Here is a 15,623-nt window from a genome sequence, read left to right on the forward strand (position 1 = left end):
GCGCCGTCTTGAGCGGCGCGAGGTCGGACCGCCGCGAATGCTATTCATCCGCAGCGGTCGGCTTCCTCGTGCCAATTCCAAAGGGGGCGGTCAGCGGCAGACGTAGGTCCCGTTGACCAGCACGCGTACGCAGGCCGTGCCCGCCGCCGCTGCGCCGACGGCTGCGGTCCCGACGACCGCGCGCCTGGTGGTCCGGCGTGCCACGCCGGCGACGGATACGGGCGTCAGCGGACGCCCGACCCGCGCGTCCGCTTGGCTGAAGGACAGCGATGGTGTCTCGTTGGATGACCAGCCGAACGAGACAGACATTCCGACACCGGCCACGATAGCCGCAACCAATAGTTTTCCCAGCATACTAGACGTCATGACGACCTCCATTCTTTTGCGGTTACGGGTCTGATCGGTCCATAATTGGCGGGCGGATCGTTGATCAAGATCAAGGGAATTGAGACAGGCCGGTTCGTCCTGGCTGACCCTTTCTGCGGCCGAACGTCGGTGTTTTGCCTGACGGGTCAAACATCTGTTCCGAAGCGGGTCCGTTGGGCCGGCTTTGCCGTTCGAAAAAGCATAGTGCCGCCAACCGCCTGGCTACTGTGCATGGGGTTGTTTTTCAAATTTCGTGTTTGGGTGGTAGAGATCGGCTCGGCCCATCAAGGCGAATTCGTCAGGTCGAGACCCCGAACAGTCTGCGGACCGCCGGTAGCCACTCGCCGGTCATCGTGAACTCGAGCCCGAGGCGCGCGCCGCAGGCGATGGCCACCATCGTGACGGGTGCCGAAACCGCGAGCGTCGAGAACGCGCTCAGGCCCTGACCGACGGTGCAGCCCAACGACATGATGCCGCCAATGCCCATCAAGAGTGCGCCGGTCATGTGACGCTTCAACTCGCGAGCGTCGTCGCAAGCCTCCCAGCGGAAGCCGCGCGCGAGCATCGCGGCGGCAAACGAGCCGGCGACAACGCCGGCAACCGAGCCGATGCCGAAATTGAGCCGCGCGCCGGAGAAGGTGGCGATGTAGAGAATGGCGTCACCAAGCGGCGCCACGAAGGTGAGCGAGGCGACCCGCGCGGGATCGAACTCGTCGTCGGCAAGCCATCCGGTCGCAAACCAGCCGAACGCGATCGTGGCGCCGACGGCAAGACCGGAGCTCAGCAGCCGCGGCGACCGGATCAGTCTGCCATCCGCAAGGGCCCAGAAGGCGAGCGCGGCGGCAATTGCCACAACGAGGATCGCGCGCATCGCGCCGCCTGCACCGAGCAGCGAGGTCAAAGTCTGGGTGCTTCCCTCGGGCAGCCGCAACGACAACGGCTCGATCAGCTTCAGGCGCAGCATGCCGGTGATGCCGCGCATGGTCGCGAGCGCCGACAGGCCGAGCACGAGAAAGACAACGATGGCACGTAGATCGCCACCGCCGACGCGCACCAGCGTGCCGAAGCCGCAGGTGCCGACCAGGGCCATGCCGACGCCGAACATCAGCCCGCCAATGATCGCACCGCCAAGGCCGATCGATGCCGTCAGGTAGATCGACCGCGACAGGTCGACGATGCCGAACGCGGCGAGCGCCTGGGTCGCGAGCAGGGCGACTGAAGCGGCCAGCGCAAAGGATTTCAGCCGGCGAAAATCCGATCCGAAGAAGGCGTCCTCGAGCATCGCCAGCGTGCAGAAACGTCCCGCGCGGCCGGCAACGCCGAGCACGGCACCGGCGGCAAGCCCGCATGCAAACGCCATGGTCGAAGGACTGAGCATTCCTCCCGCTTCTTTTTTGTTTCTGTCCGCGGGTAGTCTGCGCCGGTGGGGCGCGAAAAGCCAGCGCGGAGAACTACCGGCGGCGCCGGCGCACCGGCTCGCAGAACACGTCGTAGACGGCGGTGAGAATCTTGCGGACGTCCTCGCTCGCGAGACTGTAGTAGATCGTCTTGCCGTCGCGGCGGGTCGTCACCAGCCGATCGAGTCGCAGCCGCGCGAGCTGCTGCGAGACGGTCGATTGTCGCTCGCCCAGGAACTGCTCGAGCTCGGTCACGGATTTCTCGCCCTCGGCCAGGATGCAGAGCAGCAGCAATCGGGACTCGTGCGACAGCGCCTTGAGCATGTCGCTGGCCTCGCGCGCCTTCTCGATCATCTGCTCGAGTTCGGCGGAGCCCTCGATTTCCTTCAGCTTCGGCAACGGCATCGCGTCAAGTTCCTCTCAGCAAAATCCGCAAGAACGGTCACGACCCCTTGGGTTCCGATCCCGCATTTGACAGGATTCGGCCCAACAGGCCGAAGAAGAAGGCATCCCCGGGATAGCCGCGAATGCGCCCGATCTCACGGCCCTCTTGTACCACGACGAAGGTCGGCGTGAAGGGACCCGGATCGATTCCGGCGAGATCGGCGGGACGGGGGCTGTTCAGGTCGACCCGGCGCAACGGTGCAGCCCGGCTTTCGTCGGTGTTGCCGTAGATCGGCGCGATCTCGGCGTTGAAGCGTGCGCACCAGGCGCAGCCGGGCCGCTCGAACATGATGAGCTCGGCGGCGCGCGACGCCGTAGCGGGCAGCGCGAGCCCGACGGTGAGGGCGAGCCAAACGGCGTTTCTGTTCATGCTGCGTAATCGGGCCTTTGCGGGCTTGATTGGCGGACTTGCTTCCCAAACGCCCTTGACGTCTTATATCATTAAATTCGTATATGTGCTAGGGATGGGGCGGAAATGACCTTGGATGTCACGCTTGGTGCGGCCTTTGTCGCGGGCCTGTTGTCGTTTCTGTCGCCCTGCATCCTGCCTCTGGTGCCGCCCTTCCTTTGCTACATGGCCGGTGTCTCGGTCACGGATCTGTCCGGCGACCGGCCGGATCTGCGGCCGCGGATCCTGATCTCCGCTCTGGCCTTCGTGGCGGGCTTTTCGCTGGTGTTCGTCGCGCTCGGCTCCACCGCGTCGATCGCGGGACGCTTCATCTCCGCACATCTGTCGACGCTCGGCATCGTCGCCGGCGGGCTGATTATCGTGATGGGCTTGCATTTTCTGGGGTTGCTCAGGATTCCGCTGCTCTATCGCAGCGCGACCGTGCAGGTCGACAACCGCCCGGCCGGCGTGGCGGGGGCCTTCGTCATGGGCTTGGCCTTTGCGTTCGGCTGGACGCCCTGCGCGGGCCCGATCCTCGCTGCCGTTCTGCTGATGGCGGGCTCGGAGGACACGACCGGGCGAGGGGCGCTGCTGCTGCTCGCCTATTCGGTCGGGACCGGCATTCCCTTCCTGATCGCGGCGGCCTTCACCGGCCGCTTCATCGCCGCGCTCGGCCGTGTGCGCCGGCATCTCGGCCTGATCGAGAAGACGATGGGCGTTTTCCTGGTCGCGACCGGCCTGATGTTCCTGACCGGATTGATGCCCGCGGTCTCGGAATGGCTGCTCGAGTATTTTCCTGGACTGACCAGTATCGGCTGAGGCTAGCCGTAGCGAAAGTCGAGCAACTGGGCGAAGGACTGCAGCTCGATCAGGTAACGATGCACCAGGGGGCCGTCGCCCGCCATCACGGCATGGGCGATCGCGCTGCTGCTGGCGATTGCGCCGTCGATCAGGCGGCGGAATTCGCCCTGGGCGGCGATCTCGCTATTTGCCCATTCGTTACAGCGTACGAGCCGATCGCGGAACGCGCCTGCGGCGGAAACGGTTTCCTCAGCGTTCGCCGGTGCCGGCTGTTCGCCATATCTGATGGCCGCGACACGCAAGGTCTCCATGGCGGGCGCGATCTCGAAGATGCAATCGCCGAGATCGTAGAGCCCCGCGTGACGTCTGAGCGCGTGAAAAGCCTGTCGAAGCGCAAGCAACTCACGGCCGGCGGCGACAGTGTCGCCTCGCTCCAGCGCGCCCGTCGCTGTGGTCAGTCGTTCGTGCCCCCGGTCGAGAAATCCCGGCCATCCGGCCGGCGCGTTGGCGGGCAGGACACCGGACGCGTTCGGAGCGAGCCGTTTCCACCGGGCGATCGCCTCTTCGGTCTCGATCTGTGCCAGCGCGACATTTCCGGTGCGCGCATAGCTCGCGGCCGTGCGCAGACTGGCCATGATCGGCGCCATCGCCGATGCGACATCCGCAGGTCTATCGGCTTCCGCGCCGGGCGCGAGCGCGGTCGAGGCCAGCCACGCCAGCAGCGCGATGGTGCAGCGCAAATTCGGATCTCCTTGTCACATTCGTGTATTCGAATATCATAATGAAAATGAGCAACGCGCAAGATCTTCCGACGCACGAAATCCCGACGTCGCTTCTCGGGCTGACACGCCGCGGCCTCCTGGCATTCGCGGCAAGCGCGGCTTTGGCCGGCCGCCGCGCGGCGGCGACCGAGCCCCCGGTCGGAGAAGACGGGCTCTATCACGAGCCCTGGTTTCTGCAGAGTTTCCTCGATCTGCGCGAGGACCTGGAGAGCGCGGCGGCCGGCGGCAAGCGCCTCGCCATCATGTGGGAGCTGCGGGGCTGCCCCTATTGCCGCGAGACGCATCTGGTCAACTTCGCCGATGCCGGCATCGCGACCTATATCCGCGACAATTTCGAGGTGTTGCAACTCAATCTGATCGGTTCGCGCAAGGTGACGGACTTCGATCGCCAGGAACTATCAGAGAAAGAGCTCGCCCAAAAATACGGGATCCGGTTCACGCCGACCTTTCAGTTCTTTCCGCCATCCCCTGATGGTCTCGACGCAAAGGACGCGATGGCGCGCGAAGTGGCCCGCGCCCCGGGTTATCTCAAGCCGCCGCACTTCCTGGCGATGTTTCGCTTCGTGCGGGAGCGCGCCTATGAGCGCGGCTCGTTCCGGGATTTTCTGGCCGCGAACGGCTGACCGAGAGCCTGTTTCGAAATTCGCTTGACGCCGCCTTTCATATGAACATATCATAATAGCTGAATTTGATGGATCGTGAGTCCATCGCAAAACGAGGCGGGCGTCACCTCGCCATAAGGGTAGGAAACATGCGGCGCTCGCTCGCGGCTGCGTTTGCACTATGTCTCTCGGCCGGAAGCGCCTGCGCGCAGGAGCCGATCAAGCTAGATGTCGTCAATGACGCGTTACCCAAATCCTTGACCGGTGCGCCGGGCAATCCCGATGCCGGCAAGAAGGTGTTCTTGACGCGCACGCTCGGCAATTGCCTAGCCTGCCACCAGGTTACCAGCCTGAAGTCCGAGGATTTCCATGGCGAGTTCGGCCCGTCGCTCGACGGCGTCGCCGGCCGCTACACCGAGGCGCAATTGCGCCTCATCATCGCCGATCCCAAGCGCATCTTCACCGACACCGTCATGCCGGCGTTCTTCAGGAACGAGGGGCTTAGCCGGGTGCGCCCGGAGTTCGTCGGCAAGTCAATTCTGACGGCCGCGCAGGTCGAGGACGTGGTCGCCTATCTCAAGACGCTGAACTGACGGCGAGGAGGACTAAGGAATGAAAGCCATCAATCGACGGCAGGCATTTGCGCTCGGGGGCGGCTTCGTCATGCTGACCCTGATGCCCATGGCGGCCGATGCCGAAGTGACGGGCGACGCGGCGAAGTGGATCGAGAAGTTCACCGGCGGCAAGCAACCGGTCAAGGGCAAGATCTCGCTCGACCTGCCTGAGATCGCGGAAAACGGCAACACCGTGCCTCTGTCGCTCACGGTGGAAAGCCCGATGACCGCGGACTCCTATGTCAAGGAAGTCATGATCCTCGCGGACGGCAATCCGAACGCCGGTGTCGCGACGCTGATGTTCACGCCGCTCTCGGGCAAGGCGGAAGCATCGATCCGGATCCGGCTCGCCACCACGCAGAACGTGGTTGCGGTCGCAAAAATGAGCGACGGGTCGCTGTTCACGGAGCAGAAGACCGTCAAGGTCACAATCGGCGGCTGCGGCGGCTAAGCTAAAGGAGACGGACGATGGCAGAGAAACCGCGCCTCAAGCTTCCCAAGGAAGCGGCCAAGGGCGAAATCATCCAGATCAAGACCCTGGTCTCGCATGTCATGGAGTCGGGCCAGCGCAAGGACGCGCAGGGCAAGCCTATACCGCGCAAGATCATCAACAAGTTCACCTGCGAGTTCAACGGCAAGCCGGTGTTCTCCTGCGCACTCGAACCGGCGATCTCGGCCAACCCCTACATCCAGTTCGACGCCAGGATCGACGAAGCCGGGACGTTCAAGTTCGCCTGGACCGATGACGACGGCTCGGTGATCACGGCCGAAGAGAAGATCGCGCTCAAGGCGTAATGCCATAGAGCTTCGAGGGAGAGGGCGGATGCTGTCGCGCTATATTGGACTAGCTGTCGCGATCGCCGCGGCCGCATCATGGGCGACGTGCGCCTCCGCGCAGGAGGCCGAACGCAAGGGCATCCCGGCGCCTCCCGGACACGTCTTCAAGACCATCATCTCCGGCTACCAGTTCCGCACCAAGGAAACGCGAGCCCTGCAGGACGACGACCTGGAGAACCCGGGCTTCCTCGCGGTGGAGCGCGCGGCGGATGCCTGGAAGAAGGTCGAGGGGAGCGAAGGCAAGTCCTGCATGAGCTGCCACGGCGAGGCCGAGACCAGCATGAAGGGCGTCGGCGCGGCGATGCCGAAATGGGACGACAAGCTCAAGAAGCCGGTCAATCTCGAGCAGCGCATCAACATCTGCCGCAGCGAGCACATGAAGGCGGAGCCCTGGAAATTCAAATCTAGAGAGCTGACCGACATGACCACTTTCGTGCGATACCAATCGCACGGCATGCCGGTGGCGGTGAAGACCGACGGGCCGATGTCGCCGTGGTTCGAGCGCGGCAAGCAGACCTATTACACGCGCTATGGACAGCTCGATCTCGCCTGCGCGTCGTGCCACGAACGCAACAACGGAAAGTTCATGCGTGCGGACTTCCTGAGTCAGGGTCAGACCAACGGCTTCCCGACCTATCGGCTGCGCGACCAACGCCTGGTGCCGCTGCATGAGCGGTTCGAGGGCTGCATGTTCGACGTGCGCGCCGAGCCGTTCAAGCCGCTCTCGGACGACTTCCTTGCGCTCGAGCTCTATGTCGCCTGGCGCGGCATCGGGTTGCCGGTCGAGACGCCGTCGGTTCGCAACTGAAACGATGAGCTTGCAGGAGTATTGCGCATGATCTCTCGGCGCGAGTTCATTCAGGTTGCCGCGGCAACGGCGGCACTCTCGACCGGCGTCGGCTCCGGCCTGACCCGGGCGGTCGCCCAGCAGCGCCTGACCGAGAAGGAGTTGCTGGCGTTCGAGCCACTCGGCAACGTCACGCTGGTGCACGTGACCGATATCCACGGCCAGCTGATGCCGCTCTATTTCCGTGAACCCTCGACCAATCTCGGGGTGGGCGAGGCCAAGGGGCTTCCGCCGCACGTCACCGGCAGGGAGTTTCTCGCCCGTTTCGGCATCGCGCCCGGCTCGTCCGCGGCCTATGCGTTGACCTCGGAGGATTTCGAGGCGCTTGCCAAGAGCTACGGCCGGATCGGCGGGCTCGATCGCGCCGCAACCGTGATCAAGGCGATCCGTGCCGAGCGCGGCGACAAGGTTGCGCTGCTCGACGGCGGTGACACCTGGCAGGGCTCATGGTCCTCGCTGAAAACGCGCGGCCAGGACATGATCGACTGCATGGCCTTGCTCAAGCCCGATGCCATGACCGGCCATTGGGAGTTCACCTATGGCACCGAGCGCGTCAAGCAGGCGATCGACGGGCTCGGCTTTCCCTTCCTCGGTCTCAACATCCGCGATACCGAGTGGAACGAGGCGGCCTTCGACGCCTCGACCATGATCGAGCGCGGCGGCGTCAAGATCGCGGTGCTCGGCCAGGCGTTCCCCTATACACCGGTCGCCAATCCGCGCTGGATGATTCCGAACTGGTCATTCGGCGTGCGCGAGGAGGACGTCCAGGCTCAGGTCGACAAGGCGCGCAAGGGTGGTGCGCAACTCGTCGTGCTGCTGTCCCACAATGGCTTCGACGTCGATCGCAAGCTCGCGACCCGTGTCAAGGGCATCGACGTCATCCTGACCGGACATACCCATGACGCGCTGCCCGAGGCCGTCAAGGTCGGCAAGACCCTGCTGATCGCATCAGGCTCCTCCGGAAAGTTCGTCTCGCGGCTCGATCTCGACGTCCGCGACGGCGAGGTCAAGGCGTTCCGTTACAAGCTGATTCCGCTGTTCTCCGATGTGATCACGGCGGACGCCGAGATGGCCGCGAAGATCGCCGAGGTCCGCAAGCCGTTCGCGTCCGAGCTGGCCAAGGTGCTCGGCAAGACCGACTCGCTGCTCTATCGGCGTGGCAATTTCAACGGCACGTTTGATGACCTGATCTGCCAGGCGCTGATGCAGGAGCGCGATGCCGAGATCGCGCTGTCGCCTGGCTTCCGCTGGGGCACCAGCGTGCTGCCGGGGCAGGACATCACCTTCGAGGACGTCACGAACGCTACCGCGATCACCTATCCCGCGGTCTACCGCATGGGCATGACGGGCAGCCGGTTGAAGGAGATCATCGAGGACGTCGCCGACAATCTCTTCAACGCCGATCCCTATTACCAGCAGGGTGGCGACATGGTGCGGATCGGCGGACTGTCTTACGCGATCGACGTCACCAAGCCGCAGGGGCAGCGTATCTCCGACATGCAGGTTCTCAAGACCGGCACGCCGATCGATCCCACCAGGGAATACCAGGTCGCCGGCTGGGCCAGCGTCAACGAAGGAACCGAAGGGCCGCCGATCTGGGACGTCGTCGCGAACTATTTGACGCGACAGAAAACCGTTCGGCTCGAGCCCAACAGGGCCGTCAAAGTTACCGGAGCGTAAGAAGCGATGTCGAAAACAGACAGCCAATCCCGTCGCAGCTTCCTGGCCACCGGCGCCGGCGTCGCGGCCGCCATGCTGGCAAGACCGGCAGCCGCTGGCGGAAATCCCGCCAACCAGCCGCCTAATGTGCCCGAGTGGACGAAGTCGCTCGGCGAGGGCGTCGCCGTGCGCCCGTACGGCAAGCCGTCGAAATTCGAGAAGGACGTCGTCCGGCGCGACGTCGAATGGCTGACTGCCTCGCGCGAATCCTCGGTGAGCTTCACGCCGCTGCACGAGCTCGAAGGCATCATTACCCCGAACGGCCTCTGCTTCGAGCGCCATCACGGCGGCATCGCCGAGGTCGATCCGGCTGATCACCGCCTGATGATCCATGGCCTCGTCGAGCGTCCGCTCATTCTCACGCTGGAGGAGCTGAAGCGCTATCCGCGCGTCAATCGCATCCACTTCATGGAATGCGCGGCGAATTCGGGCATGGAATGGCGCGGCGCCCAGCTCAATGGCTGCCAGTTCACTCACGGCATGATCCACTGCGTGCAATATACCGGCGTCTCGCTGCGCACCCTGCTGGAAGAAGCCGGCGTCAAGAGCAACGGCAAGTGGCTGCTGGTCGAGGGAGCCGATGCCGCCACGATGGATCGCAGTCTGCCGATCGAGAAGGCGCTCGACGACTGCATCATCGCCTACAAGATGAACGGCGAGGCGCTCTATCCTGAGCAAGGCTATCCGATGCGGCTCGTGGTGCCGGGCTGGCAGGGCAATCTCTGGGTCAAGTGGCTGCGCCGCATCAAGGTCGGTGATCAGCCTTGGCACACCCGCGAGGAGACGTCGAAATACACTGACCTCATGCCGAACGGCAAGGCGCGCCGCTTCACCTGGTCGATGGACGCCAAGTCCGTGATCACGAGCCCGAGCCCGCAGGCGCCGATCAAGCACGGCAAAGGCTTTACCATCGTCTCGGGTCTAGCCTGGAGCGGCAACGGAAAGGTCAAGCGCGTGGACGTCTCGCTCGACGGCGGTCGCAATTGGTGGCCGGCGCGGCTCGACGGGCCGGTTCTCGACAAGGCGCTGACGCGCTTCTACTACGAGTTCGACTGGAACGGCGAGCCCCTGCTGCTTCAATCACGAGTGCAGGACGAGACCGGCTACGTGCAGCCGAGCAAGGCCGAGCTGCGCAAGATTCGCGGCGTCAACTCCATCTATCACAACAATGGCATCCAGACCTGGCATGTGCAGGCCAATGGTGAGGTCGAGAATGTCGAAGTCGCTTAAGCTCATCGCCGTCGCGCTGACGGCCTGCGCGCTGAGCGCGCCTGCAGTCTCGCAGCAGAAGGTGGACGCGAAGGGCGGTCCCCGCTATCACATCGGCCGCGTGCCGACCGCGGACGAGATCCGCGGCTGGGACATCGATGTGCGGCCCGACGGCCAAGGCTTGCCGGAAGGCAAGGGCACGGTCGCCGAGGGCGAAAAGCTGTTCATGGACAATTGCTCGTCCTGCCACGGCGAGTTCGGCGAGGGCAACGGCCGCTGGCCGGTTCTGGCCGGCGGCAAGGGCTCGCTGACCTCGGACAATCCGGTCAAGACGGTGGGCTCGTACTGGCCCTACGCGTCCACCGTGTTCGACTACGTCCGTCACGCCATGCCTTATGGCAATACGGGATCCTTGTCTGTCGATGAATATTATGCGCTGGTCGCTTACGTCCTCTATCTGAACGACGTCATCACCGATCAGAACTTCGAGCTGAACAAGAAGACCCTTGCCACGATCAAGATGCCGAACGAGCAGGGCTTCGTGATGGACGACCGCGCCACTAGCGAGAAGTCTTTCTGGCAGAAGGACCCCTGCATGAAGGACTGCATCGCTCCGGTGAAGATCACCGGGCGCGCTGCCGCCATCGACGTGACGCCCGAGGACGGCAAGGAGAAGAAGTCGCGGGGCGTGGAGTGAGAGACGGCCGGGCGAGCCGCCGCACGCTGCTGCATGCGGCTCTCGCGGCCGGCCTGTTCGTCATCTTCCATCCGGCTCTGGCCCGGGCGGCGGAACCTCACAGGCTCGCGCTGCAGATCAGCGACGACGACCCGGTCAAGATGCGCGCGGTCCTCGATGTTGCGGCCAACGTCTCGCGGCATTATTCCGGGCAAGGCGAGGACGTCGAGATCGCAGTGGTCGCCTTCAACGGCGGCCTCGACATGCTGCTCGCGGACCGTTCGCCGGTGAAGGAGCGCCTGGTGAATTTCCTGAAATCGATGCCCAATGTGAGCTTCATCGCCTGCGGCAACACGCTGGAGACGCTGGCGGCGAAGGAGGATAGGCGGCCGCCGCTGATCGAGGGCGTCAGCGTCACACAGGTCGGGGTTGCCGCGCTGATGGAACTTGCGGAGAAGAACTGGACGATTGTCCGGCCATAGGGGAGAGAGCCAACGATGCGATGGTTGCTGGGATTGGCCATTTTGCTCGCGTTCGCAGGGTCCGGATATGCGGCCGAGCAGGAGCTCGAACTGTCGGTCGACAGCCGCACCACACTTGCAACGCTGCGCACACCCGCCACGATGACACCGGACACACCGCTCGTCGTGATGACCCATGGCACGCTCGCGCACAAGGACATGGAGGTCATCCAGGGCGTTGCCAAGGCGCTGGAGCAGCGCGGCATCGCTTCGCTAGCTCATACGTTGTCGCTCGGGCTCGATCGCCGCAAGGGCATGTATGACTGCGCCGCGCGGCATGACTATGTCGTCGGGGATGCAATTGCCGAGATCGGCGCCTGGGTGGCGCGGGCGAAGGGCCTGTCCCGGCTCGTCTTCGCGTTCGGCCATTCGCGCGGCGGCAACCAGGTCGCGCGGTATCTCGCGGCCGGCGAAGCCCCGCCGGTGGCGGGTGCGGTGCTGCTGGCGCCGGTGACCGCAAAAGCCGAGGTCGATCTGCGCGCCTCCTACGCCACGACCTACGGCAGGCCGCTCGAACCGTTTCTGGAGCTGGCAACGAAGGCGGTTGCGGCGGGCTCGGGCGGGGAGTGGATGGACGTCCCCGGCTTCATCTATTGTCGCAATGCCGTAGTCACCGCGCGGGCCCTTGCTTCGTTCTACGGTGCCGATGCCGGCCAGGACACGGCCGCGCTGGTGGCGCGCGTGAAGCTGCCGGTGCTGGTGCTCGCCGCAACCAAGGATAGCGTCGTGCCCGACGTTGCCGACGCCTTCGCTTCGCTTGCGGGTTCGAGCGGAGGCAGAGTCCAGCTCGACACGATCGAGGATGCCGATCATTTCTTTCGCGATCTGTTCGCGGAAGACGTCGCCGACCGCATCGCCGAATTCATCAAGCAGACACGATAGGAGGGGGACCATGCAGCGTCGATCCATGCTTCGCGCGAGCCTTGCCGGACTATTTGGTGCCTTCGCGGTGCGCCAGGCGTCCGCTGCGACGGAAGCGTCCGCGCGACAGCGCGTCGTCTATCATCTCGCCGATGCCGATCGTGTCGTCTTCGTTCTGGGCAATCTGCAGAACCATGTCGACGGCGTCGGCGGACCTGGGAAGGCTGACATCAGGCTGGTGGTGCACGGGCCGGCGCTGCGAGCCTTCCACGCGCTCGCGGCACAGGAGCACACCGTTGCGATGATGACGAAGCTCGTCGATGCCGGCGTTGGTTTCGACGCCTGCGCCAACACGATGAAGGCGCAGGGCGTCAAGCTGGACGACCTCACGCCCGGCTTCGTGGTGGCCGAGAAGGGCGGCGTGGTGCGGCTCGCCGAGCTGCAACAGCAGGGATATGCCTATCTACGGCCATGAGGCCGCTCCGGCATCCTGCGGTGTCGAGCTTTGATCTGGCTCATGGGAAGTGACGGCCCAATCGCTAGAATTGCATGCTCGCAGGAACAGCCGAGGCAGACGTGCTGACGCCGATCATCGATCTCTTGGGTGAAGACCGGCTGTCTTGGCTCGGCGGCCTTCTGGCCGGAGGCCTGTTCGGGTTCTTCGCCCAGCGCAGCCGCTTCTGTCTGCGTGCCGCGGCGGTCGAATTCTCCCGCGGCGAGGGCGGGCCGCGCCTTGCGGTCTGGCTCCTGACCTTTGCCGCGGCGCTGGTGGGCACGCAAGGCTTGGTCGCGCTCGGCTGGCTCGACGTATCGGAGGCGCGTCAGCTCGCGCAGCAGGGAAGCATCTCCGGAGCACTGCTCGGCGGCGTCATGTTCGGTTGCGGGATGATCCTGGCGCGCGGCTGCGCCAGCCGGCTGCTGGTGCTCTCGGCCAATGGCAATCTGCGGGCATTATTGTCGGGGCTGGTGTTTGCGGTGACCGCGCAGGCCTCCTATCGCGGCCTGCTGTCGCCCGCGCGCGAATGGGTGACCAATCTGTGGCTGGTCGATGGTGGCCCGTCGCGCGACATTATGGCGATGTTCGGTGCCGGCACGCCCGAGAAGCTTGCCTTCGGAGCGGTGTGGCTGATTGCGGGGCTGTCCTTTGCCTTTCGCAGCCGGTTGCCGCGCCGGCTGATCCTTGCTGCGCTCGCAGCCGGAACGGCCGTCGTCGCCGGCTGGCTCTTCACCTACCAGCTGTCGCAAGCTTCGTTCGCGCCGGTGACGCTGAAGAGCCTCACCTTCAGCGGACCGTCGGCCGAGTTGCTGATGCTGGTGCTCAACAGCGCGCAGCTCCGGCTCGGCTTCGATCTTGGCATCGTCCCCGGCGTGTTTCTCGGCTCGTTTCTGGCCGCGGCGCACGCGCATGAGCTGAAGCTCGAGGGATTTTCTGATGGGCTCGGCATGCGGCGCTACCTGCTCGGCGCGGTGCTGATGGGGTTCGGCGCGATGCTCGCCGGCGGCTGCGCGGTTGGCGCCGGCGTGACCGGTGCCTCGGTCTTCGCACTCACCGCCTGGCTCGTGCTCGGTGGCATGTGGCTGGGGGCGGGGCTCACGGACCTGCTCGTCGATCGCGCCGGCATGCCGCAGCAGACGACGAGCTTGCCGGCAGCGAGCCGCTGAATCGCCGCGGTCTTGGTCGGCGCGCTGAGCGACCTCATCGGCCGCAAGAAGACGTTCCTCATCATCGGCATCCTGGCGCACCTGCGGCCGCGCCGGCCACTACCCCGCCAGAAACCCGCCATCCACCGCGACCACCGTTCCGGTCGCGTATTGCGAGGCTGGCATGCAGAGGAAGGCGACGGCACCGGCGATGTCCTCGGGCTGTCCCCAGCGCTTGAAGGCGGTGCGGTCGGCGATGCGCTGATAATGGGCGCGGTCGGTGCGGCCGGCGGCGTTGATCGCGGTTTCGACATAGCCGGGTGCGACGGCGTTGACGCGGATGCCGTCTTCGGCCCACGCCAGGGCCAGCGCCTTGGTCAGCATCACGACGCCGCCTTTGCTGGCGCAATAGGCCGGAATCCGCGGCAGCGCCAGGGTGGCATTCATCGAGGCGATGTTGACGATCGAGCCGTTCATCTTCGCCAGCTGCGAGCGAAACGCCATGCAGGTCCGAAACGTGCCCGTGAGATTGACGTCGAGCACTTTCATGAAGGTCTCGATCTCGTATTCCTTGTCCCGCGCCAGGATGCCGGCGCAATTGATCAGCGCATCGACGCGTTGGTGTTGCGCTGCGAGTGACGCCACGGCTTCATCGCTCGTGACATCGAGCGTCGCGAGCGCAAGTCCAGTGCGCGGCTTGAGCAGGGAGCGTGCGAGATCGGCATCATTGACGCCTGTGGCGGTCACCGTCGCCCCGAGATCGCAGAATTGGTTGCTGATCGCGGCGCCGATGTCGCCGGCACCGCCGACCACGACGGCATGAAAGCCGGGGGTGAGAGAAAAGCTGGCACTCATCGGAGGATCTCACTTCAGGATTGGGGGAGGCGGAGCCGTCGATTCCCGAACCACCAGTGAGAAATCGACCTCGCGATGCATGATGGTCTGCTCGCCGGCGAGGTTGCGCACCAGATATTCTCCGGCTCGCTGCCAGGTCTCGTCGGTTGGGACGTGGATCGTGGTCAGGCTCGGTCGCAGATGGCGGCTCCAGTCGAGGTCGTCGAAGCCGACGACCGACAGATCGCGCGGAACCGAAAAGCCGCTACGCTCCGCTTCCAGCAGGACGCCATAGGCGATGACGTCGTTGCCGCAGACCACTGCCGTCGGGCGGTCCCTGAGGTTGAGGAGATGGCGGGCCGCTTCGCGCGCGTCGTCCAGGGTATAGGGCACTTCGACATGCCATTCCGGAGGCAGTTCCAGGCCGTTCTCCGCGAGCGCGCGGCGAAAGCCGGCGACTCTAGCGCCAGCGCGGTCGTTGTTGCGCTGGAGCGCGGAAACGATTCCGATCCGGCGATGGCCGAGCTCGATGACATGTGCGGCCGCTCGATGGGCGGCCGCTTCGTTGTTCGTGCCGACGCAAGGGTAGGGCCGGTCGGGCTGATAGATCCCGACGTTGATGAAAGGCACCGCATTGTCCGCGAGCAGCTTGCGCAAACCTTCGTGATGGCAGTCGCCCCGCAGCACCAGGCCATCGACGCCGCGGCCGATCAGGTTGCGGGCCTGTTGCAGTTCGACGTCGAGATCATATCCGCTCGTGGTGAGGAACAGCATGTAGCCCACCGAAGAGAGGTACTTCTGCAGCGAAGCGATGCCGCGCGCGAACATCGTGTTGTCGATCGTCGGCACGATCGCGCCCAGCGTACGCGACCGCCGCGATGACAGAATGCGGGCCGGCGCGTGAGGGATGTAACCGACGGCGTCGATAGCCTGCGCGATGCGCGCGCGCAGGGACGAGCTCACCGCATCGGGATTGTTGAGCGCACGTGAGACCGACGCCGTCGACACGCCGGCTCGCGCCGCGACGGCGCGGATGCCTTGCTTCGTCAATTTGGCGGACGATCCGTTTATCATGTAACGTTAC

The 15,623-nt window shown here is 64.8% G+C and carries 20 protein-coding genes; 13 read left to right on the forward strand and 7 right to left on the reverse strand.

Annotated elements, in window-relative coordinates; translation table 11 throughout:
• Positions 1–90: 90 nt before the first annotated feature.
• The 4 genes from CIT39_RS13190 to CIT39_RS13205 all read right to left on the reverse strand — a co-directional run bounded on the left by CIT39_RS13190 (position 91) and on the right by CIT39_RS13205 (position 2,577).
• On the reverse strand, positions 91–366 hold the full coding sequence (locus CIT39_RS13190; protein ID WP_162848636.1) for a hypothetical protein: 276 nt from the start codon (positions 364–366) through the stop codon (positions 91–93).
• A gap of 298 nt (positions 367–664) precedes the next feature.
• Complete coding sequence (locus CIT39_RS13195; RefSeq protein WP_094974903.1) at positions 665–1,744, reverse strand: YeeE/YedE family protein; 1,080 nt, start codon at positions 1,742–1,744, stop codon at positions 665–667.
• A 73-nt stretch (positions 1,745–1,817) separates the two neighbouring features.
• Positions 1,818–2,168 carry an ArsR/SmtB family transcription factor gene (locus tag CIT39_RS13200; protein ID WP_028137430.1) on the reverse strand — a complete coding sequence of 117 codons (351 nt, stop codon included), beginning with the start codon at positions 2,166–2,168 and terminating at the stop codon, positions 1,818–1,820.
• A gap of 37 nt (positions 2,169–2,205) precedes the next feature.
• A complete protein-coding gene (locus CIT39_RS13205) occupies positions 2,206–2,577 on the reverse strand; it encodes a thioredoxin domain-containing protein (protein ID WP_094974902.1) in 372 nt (123 codons plus the stop codon).
• A gap of 105 nt (positions 2,578–2,682) precedes the next feature.
• Between CIT39_RS13205 and CIT39_RS13210 the strand changes: the two genes are divergently transcribed.
• Entirely contained in the window at positions 2,683–3,414 is a 732-nt protein-coding gene (locus CIT39_RS13210) for a cytochrome c biogenesis CcdA family protein (protein ID WP_094974901.1), read from the forward strand.
• 2 nt (positions 3,415–3,416) lie between these two features.
• Here the strand turns inward: CIT39_RS13210 and CIT39_RS13215 are convergent, their stop codons facing one another.
• On the reverse strand, positions 3,417–4,043 hold the full coding sequence (locus CIT39_RS13215) for a hypothetical protein (RefSeq protein ID WP_094975113.1): 627 nt from the start codon (positions 4,041–4,043) through the stop codon (positions 3,417–3,419).
• Positions 4,044–4,177: 134 nt separating this feature from the next.
• On the opposite strand from CIT39_RS13215, the gene CIT39_RS13220 reads away from it, so the two are divergent.
• The 12 genes from CIT39_RS13220 (at position 4,178) to CIT39_RS13275 (ending at position 13,726) form a co-directional block, all read left to right on the forward strand.
• On the forward strand, positions 4,178–4,801 hold the full coding sequence (locus tag CIT39_RS13220; protein WP_181955152.1) for a SoxW family protein: 624 nt from the start codon (positions 4,178–4,180) through the stop codon (positions 4,799–4,801).
• A gap of 128 nt (positions 4,802–4,929) precedes the next feature.
• Complete coding sequence (gene soxX, locus CIT39_RS13225) at positions 4,930–5,373, forward strand: sulfur oxidation c-type cytochrome SoxX (protein WP_162848637.1); 444 nt, start codon at positions 4,930–4,932, stop codon at positions 5,371–5,373.
• A gap of 19 nt (positions 5,374–5,392) precedes the next feature.
• The gene (gene soxY, locus CIT39_RS13230) at positions 5,393–5,845 is read left to right on the forward strand and encodes a thiosulfate oxidation carrier protein SoxY (protein WP_094896300.1); all 453 of its coding nucleotides are present in this window, start codon (positions 5,393–5,395) and stop codon (positions 5,843–5,845) included.
• Positions 5,846–5,862: 17 nt separating this feature from the next.
• Positions 5,863–6,189 carry a thiosulfate oxidation carrier complex protein SoxZ gene (gene soxZ / locus CIT39_RS13235; RefSeq protein ID WP_094974899.1) on the forward strand — a complete coding sequence of 109 codons (327 nt, stop codon included), beginning with the start codon at positions 5,863–5,865 and terminating at the stop codon, positions 6,187–6,189.
• Between the two features lie 28 nt (positions 6,190–6,217).
• Complete coding sequence (gene soxA, locus CIT39_RS13240; RefSeq protein ID WP_094974898.1) at positions 6,218–7,039, forward strand: sulfur oxidation c-type cytochrome SoxA; 822 nt, start codon at positions 6,218–6,220, stop codon at positions 7,037–7,039.
• Between the two features lie 27 nt (positions 7,040–7,066).
• Positions 7,067–8,758, forward strand: a complete 1,692-nt coding sequence (soxB, locus tag CIT39_RS13245) for a thiosulfohydrolase SoxB (RefSeq protein WP_094974897.1) — start codon at positions 7,067–7,069, stop codon at positions 8,756–8,758.
• 6 nt (positions 8,759–8,764) lie between these two features.
• On the forward strand, positions 8,765–10,027 hold the full coding sequence (gene soxC, locus CIT39_RS13250; RefSeq protein ID WP_094974896.1) for a sulfite dehydrogenase: 1,263 nt from the start codon (positions 8,765–8,767) through the stop codon (positions 10,025–10,027).
• Complete coding sequence (locus CIT39_RS13255) at positions 10,011–10,703, forward strand: c-type cytochrome (protein ID WP_162848638.1); 693 nt, start codon at positions 10,011–10,013, stop codon at positions 10,701–10,703. The genes soxC and CIT39_RS13255 overlap by 17 nt, the downstream gene beginning before the upstream one ends.
• Before the next feature lie 26 nt (positions 10,704–10,729).
• On the forward strand, positions 10,730–11,164 hold the full coding sequence (locus CIT39_RS13260; protein ID WP_162308886.1) for a DsrE family protein: 435 nt from the start codon (positions 10,730–10,732) through the stop codon (positions 11,162–11,164).
• Between the two features lie 15 nt (positions 11,165–11,179).
• Positions 11,180–12,085 carry an alpha/beta hydrolase gene (locus CIT39_RS13265; protein ID WP_094974893.1) on the forward strand — a complete coding sequence of 302 codons (906 nt, stop codon included), beginning with the start codon at positions 11,180–11,182 and terminating at the stop codon, positions 12,083–12,085.
• Positions 12,086–12,095: 10 nt separating this feature from the next.
• Positions 12,096–12,539 carry a DsrE family protein gene (locus CIT39_RS13270; protein ID WP_094974892.1) on the forward strand — a complete coding sequence of 148 codons (444 nt, stop codon included), beginning with the start codon at positions 12,096–12,098 and terminating at the stop codon, positions 12,537–12,539.
• Positions 12,540–12,640: 101 nt separating this feature from the next.
• A complete protein-coding gene (locus CIT39_RS13275; RefSeq protein WP_094975111.1) occupies positions 12,641–13,726 on the forward strand; it encodes a YeeE/YedE family protein in 1,086 nt (361 codons plus the stop codon).
• Positions 13,727–13,825: 99 nt separating this feature from the next.
• Here CIT39_RS13275 and CIT39_RS13280 read toward each other — a convergent pair whose 3' ends face one another.
• Both CIT39_RS13280 and CIT39_RS13285 read right to left on the reverse strand, forming a co-directional pair.
• Positions 13,826–14,560: an SDR family NAD(P)-dependent oxidoreductase gene (locus tag CIT39_RS13280; RefSeq protein WP_094974891.1), complete on the reverse strand. Its 735-nt coding sequence runs from the start codon at positions 14,558–14,560 to the stop codon at positions 13,826–13,828.
• 9 nt (positions 14,561–14,569) lie between these two features.
• Complete coding sequence (locus CIT39_RS13285; RefSeq protein WP_244607571.1) at positions 14,570–15,589, reverse strand: LacI family DNA-binding transcriptional regulator; 1,020 nt, start codon at positions 15,587–15,589, stop codon at positions 14,570–14,572.
• Between the last annotated feature and the right edge of the window lie 34 nt (positions 15,590–15,623).

The sequence above is a fragment of the Bradyrhizobium symbiodeficiens genome, assembly GCF_002266465.3.
GTDB lineage: Bacteria > Pseudomonadota > Alphaproteobacteria > Rhizobiales > Xanthobacteraceae > Bradyrhizobium > Bradyrhizobium symbiodeficiens.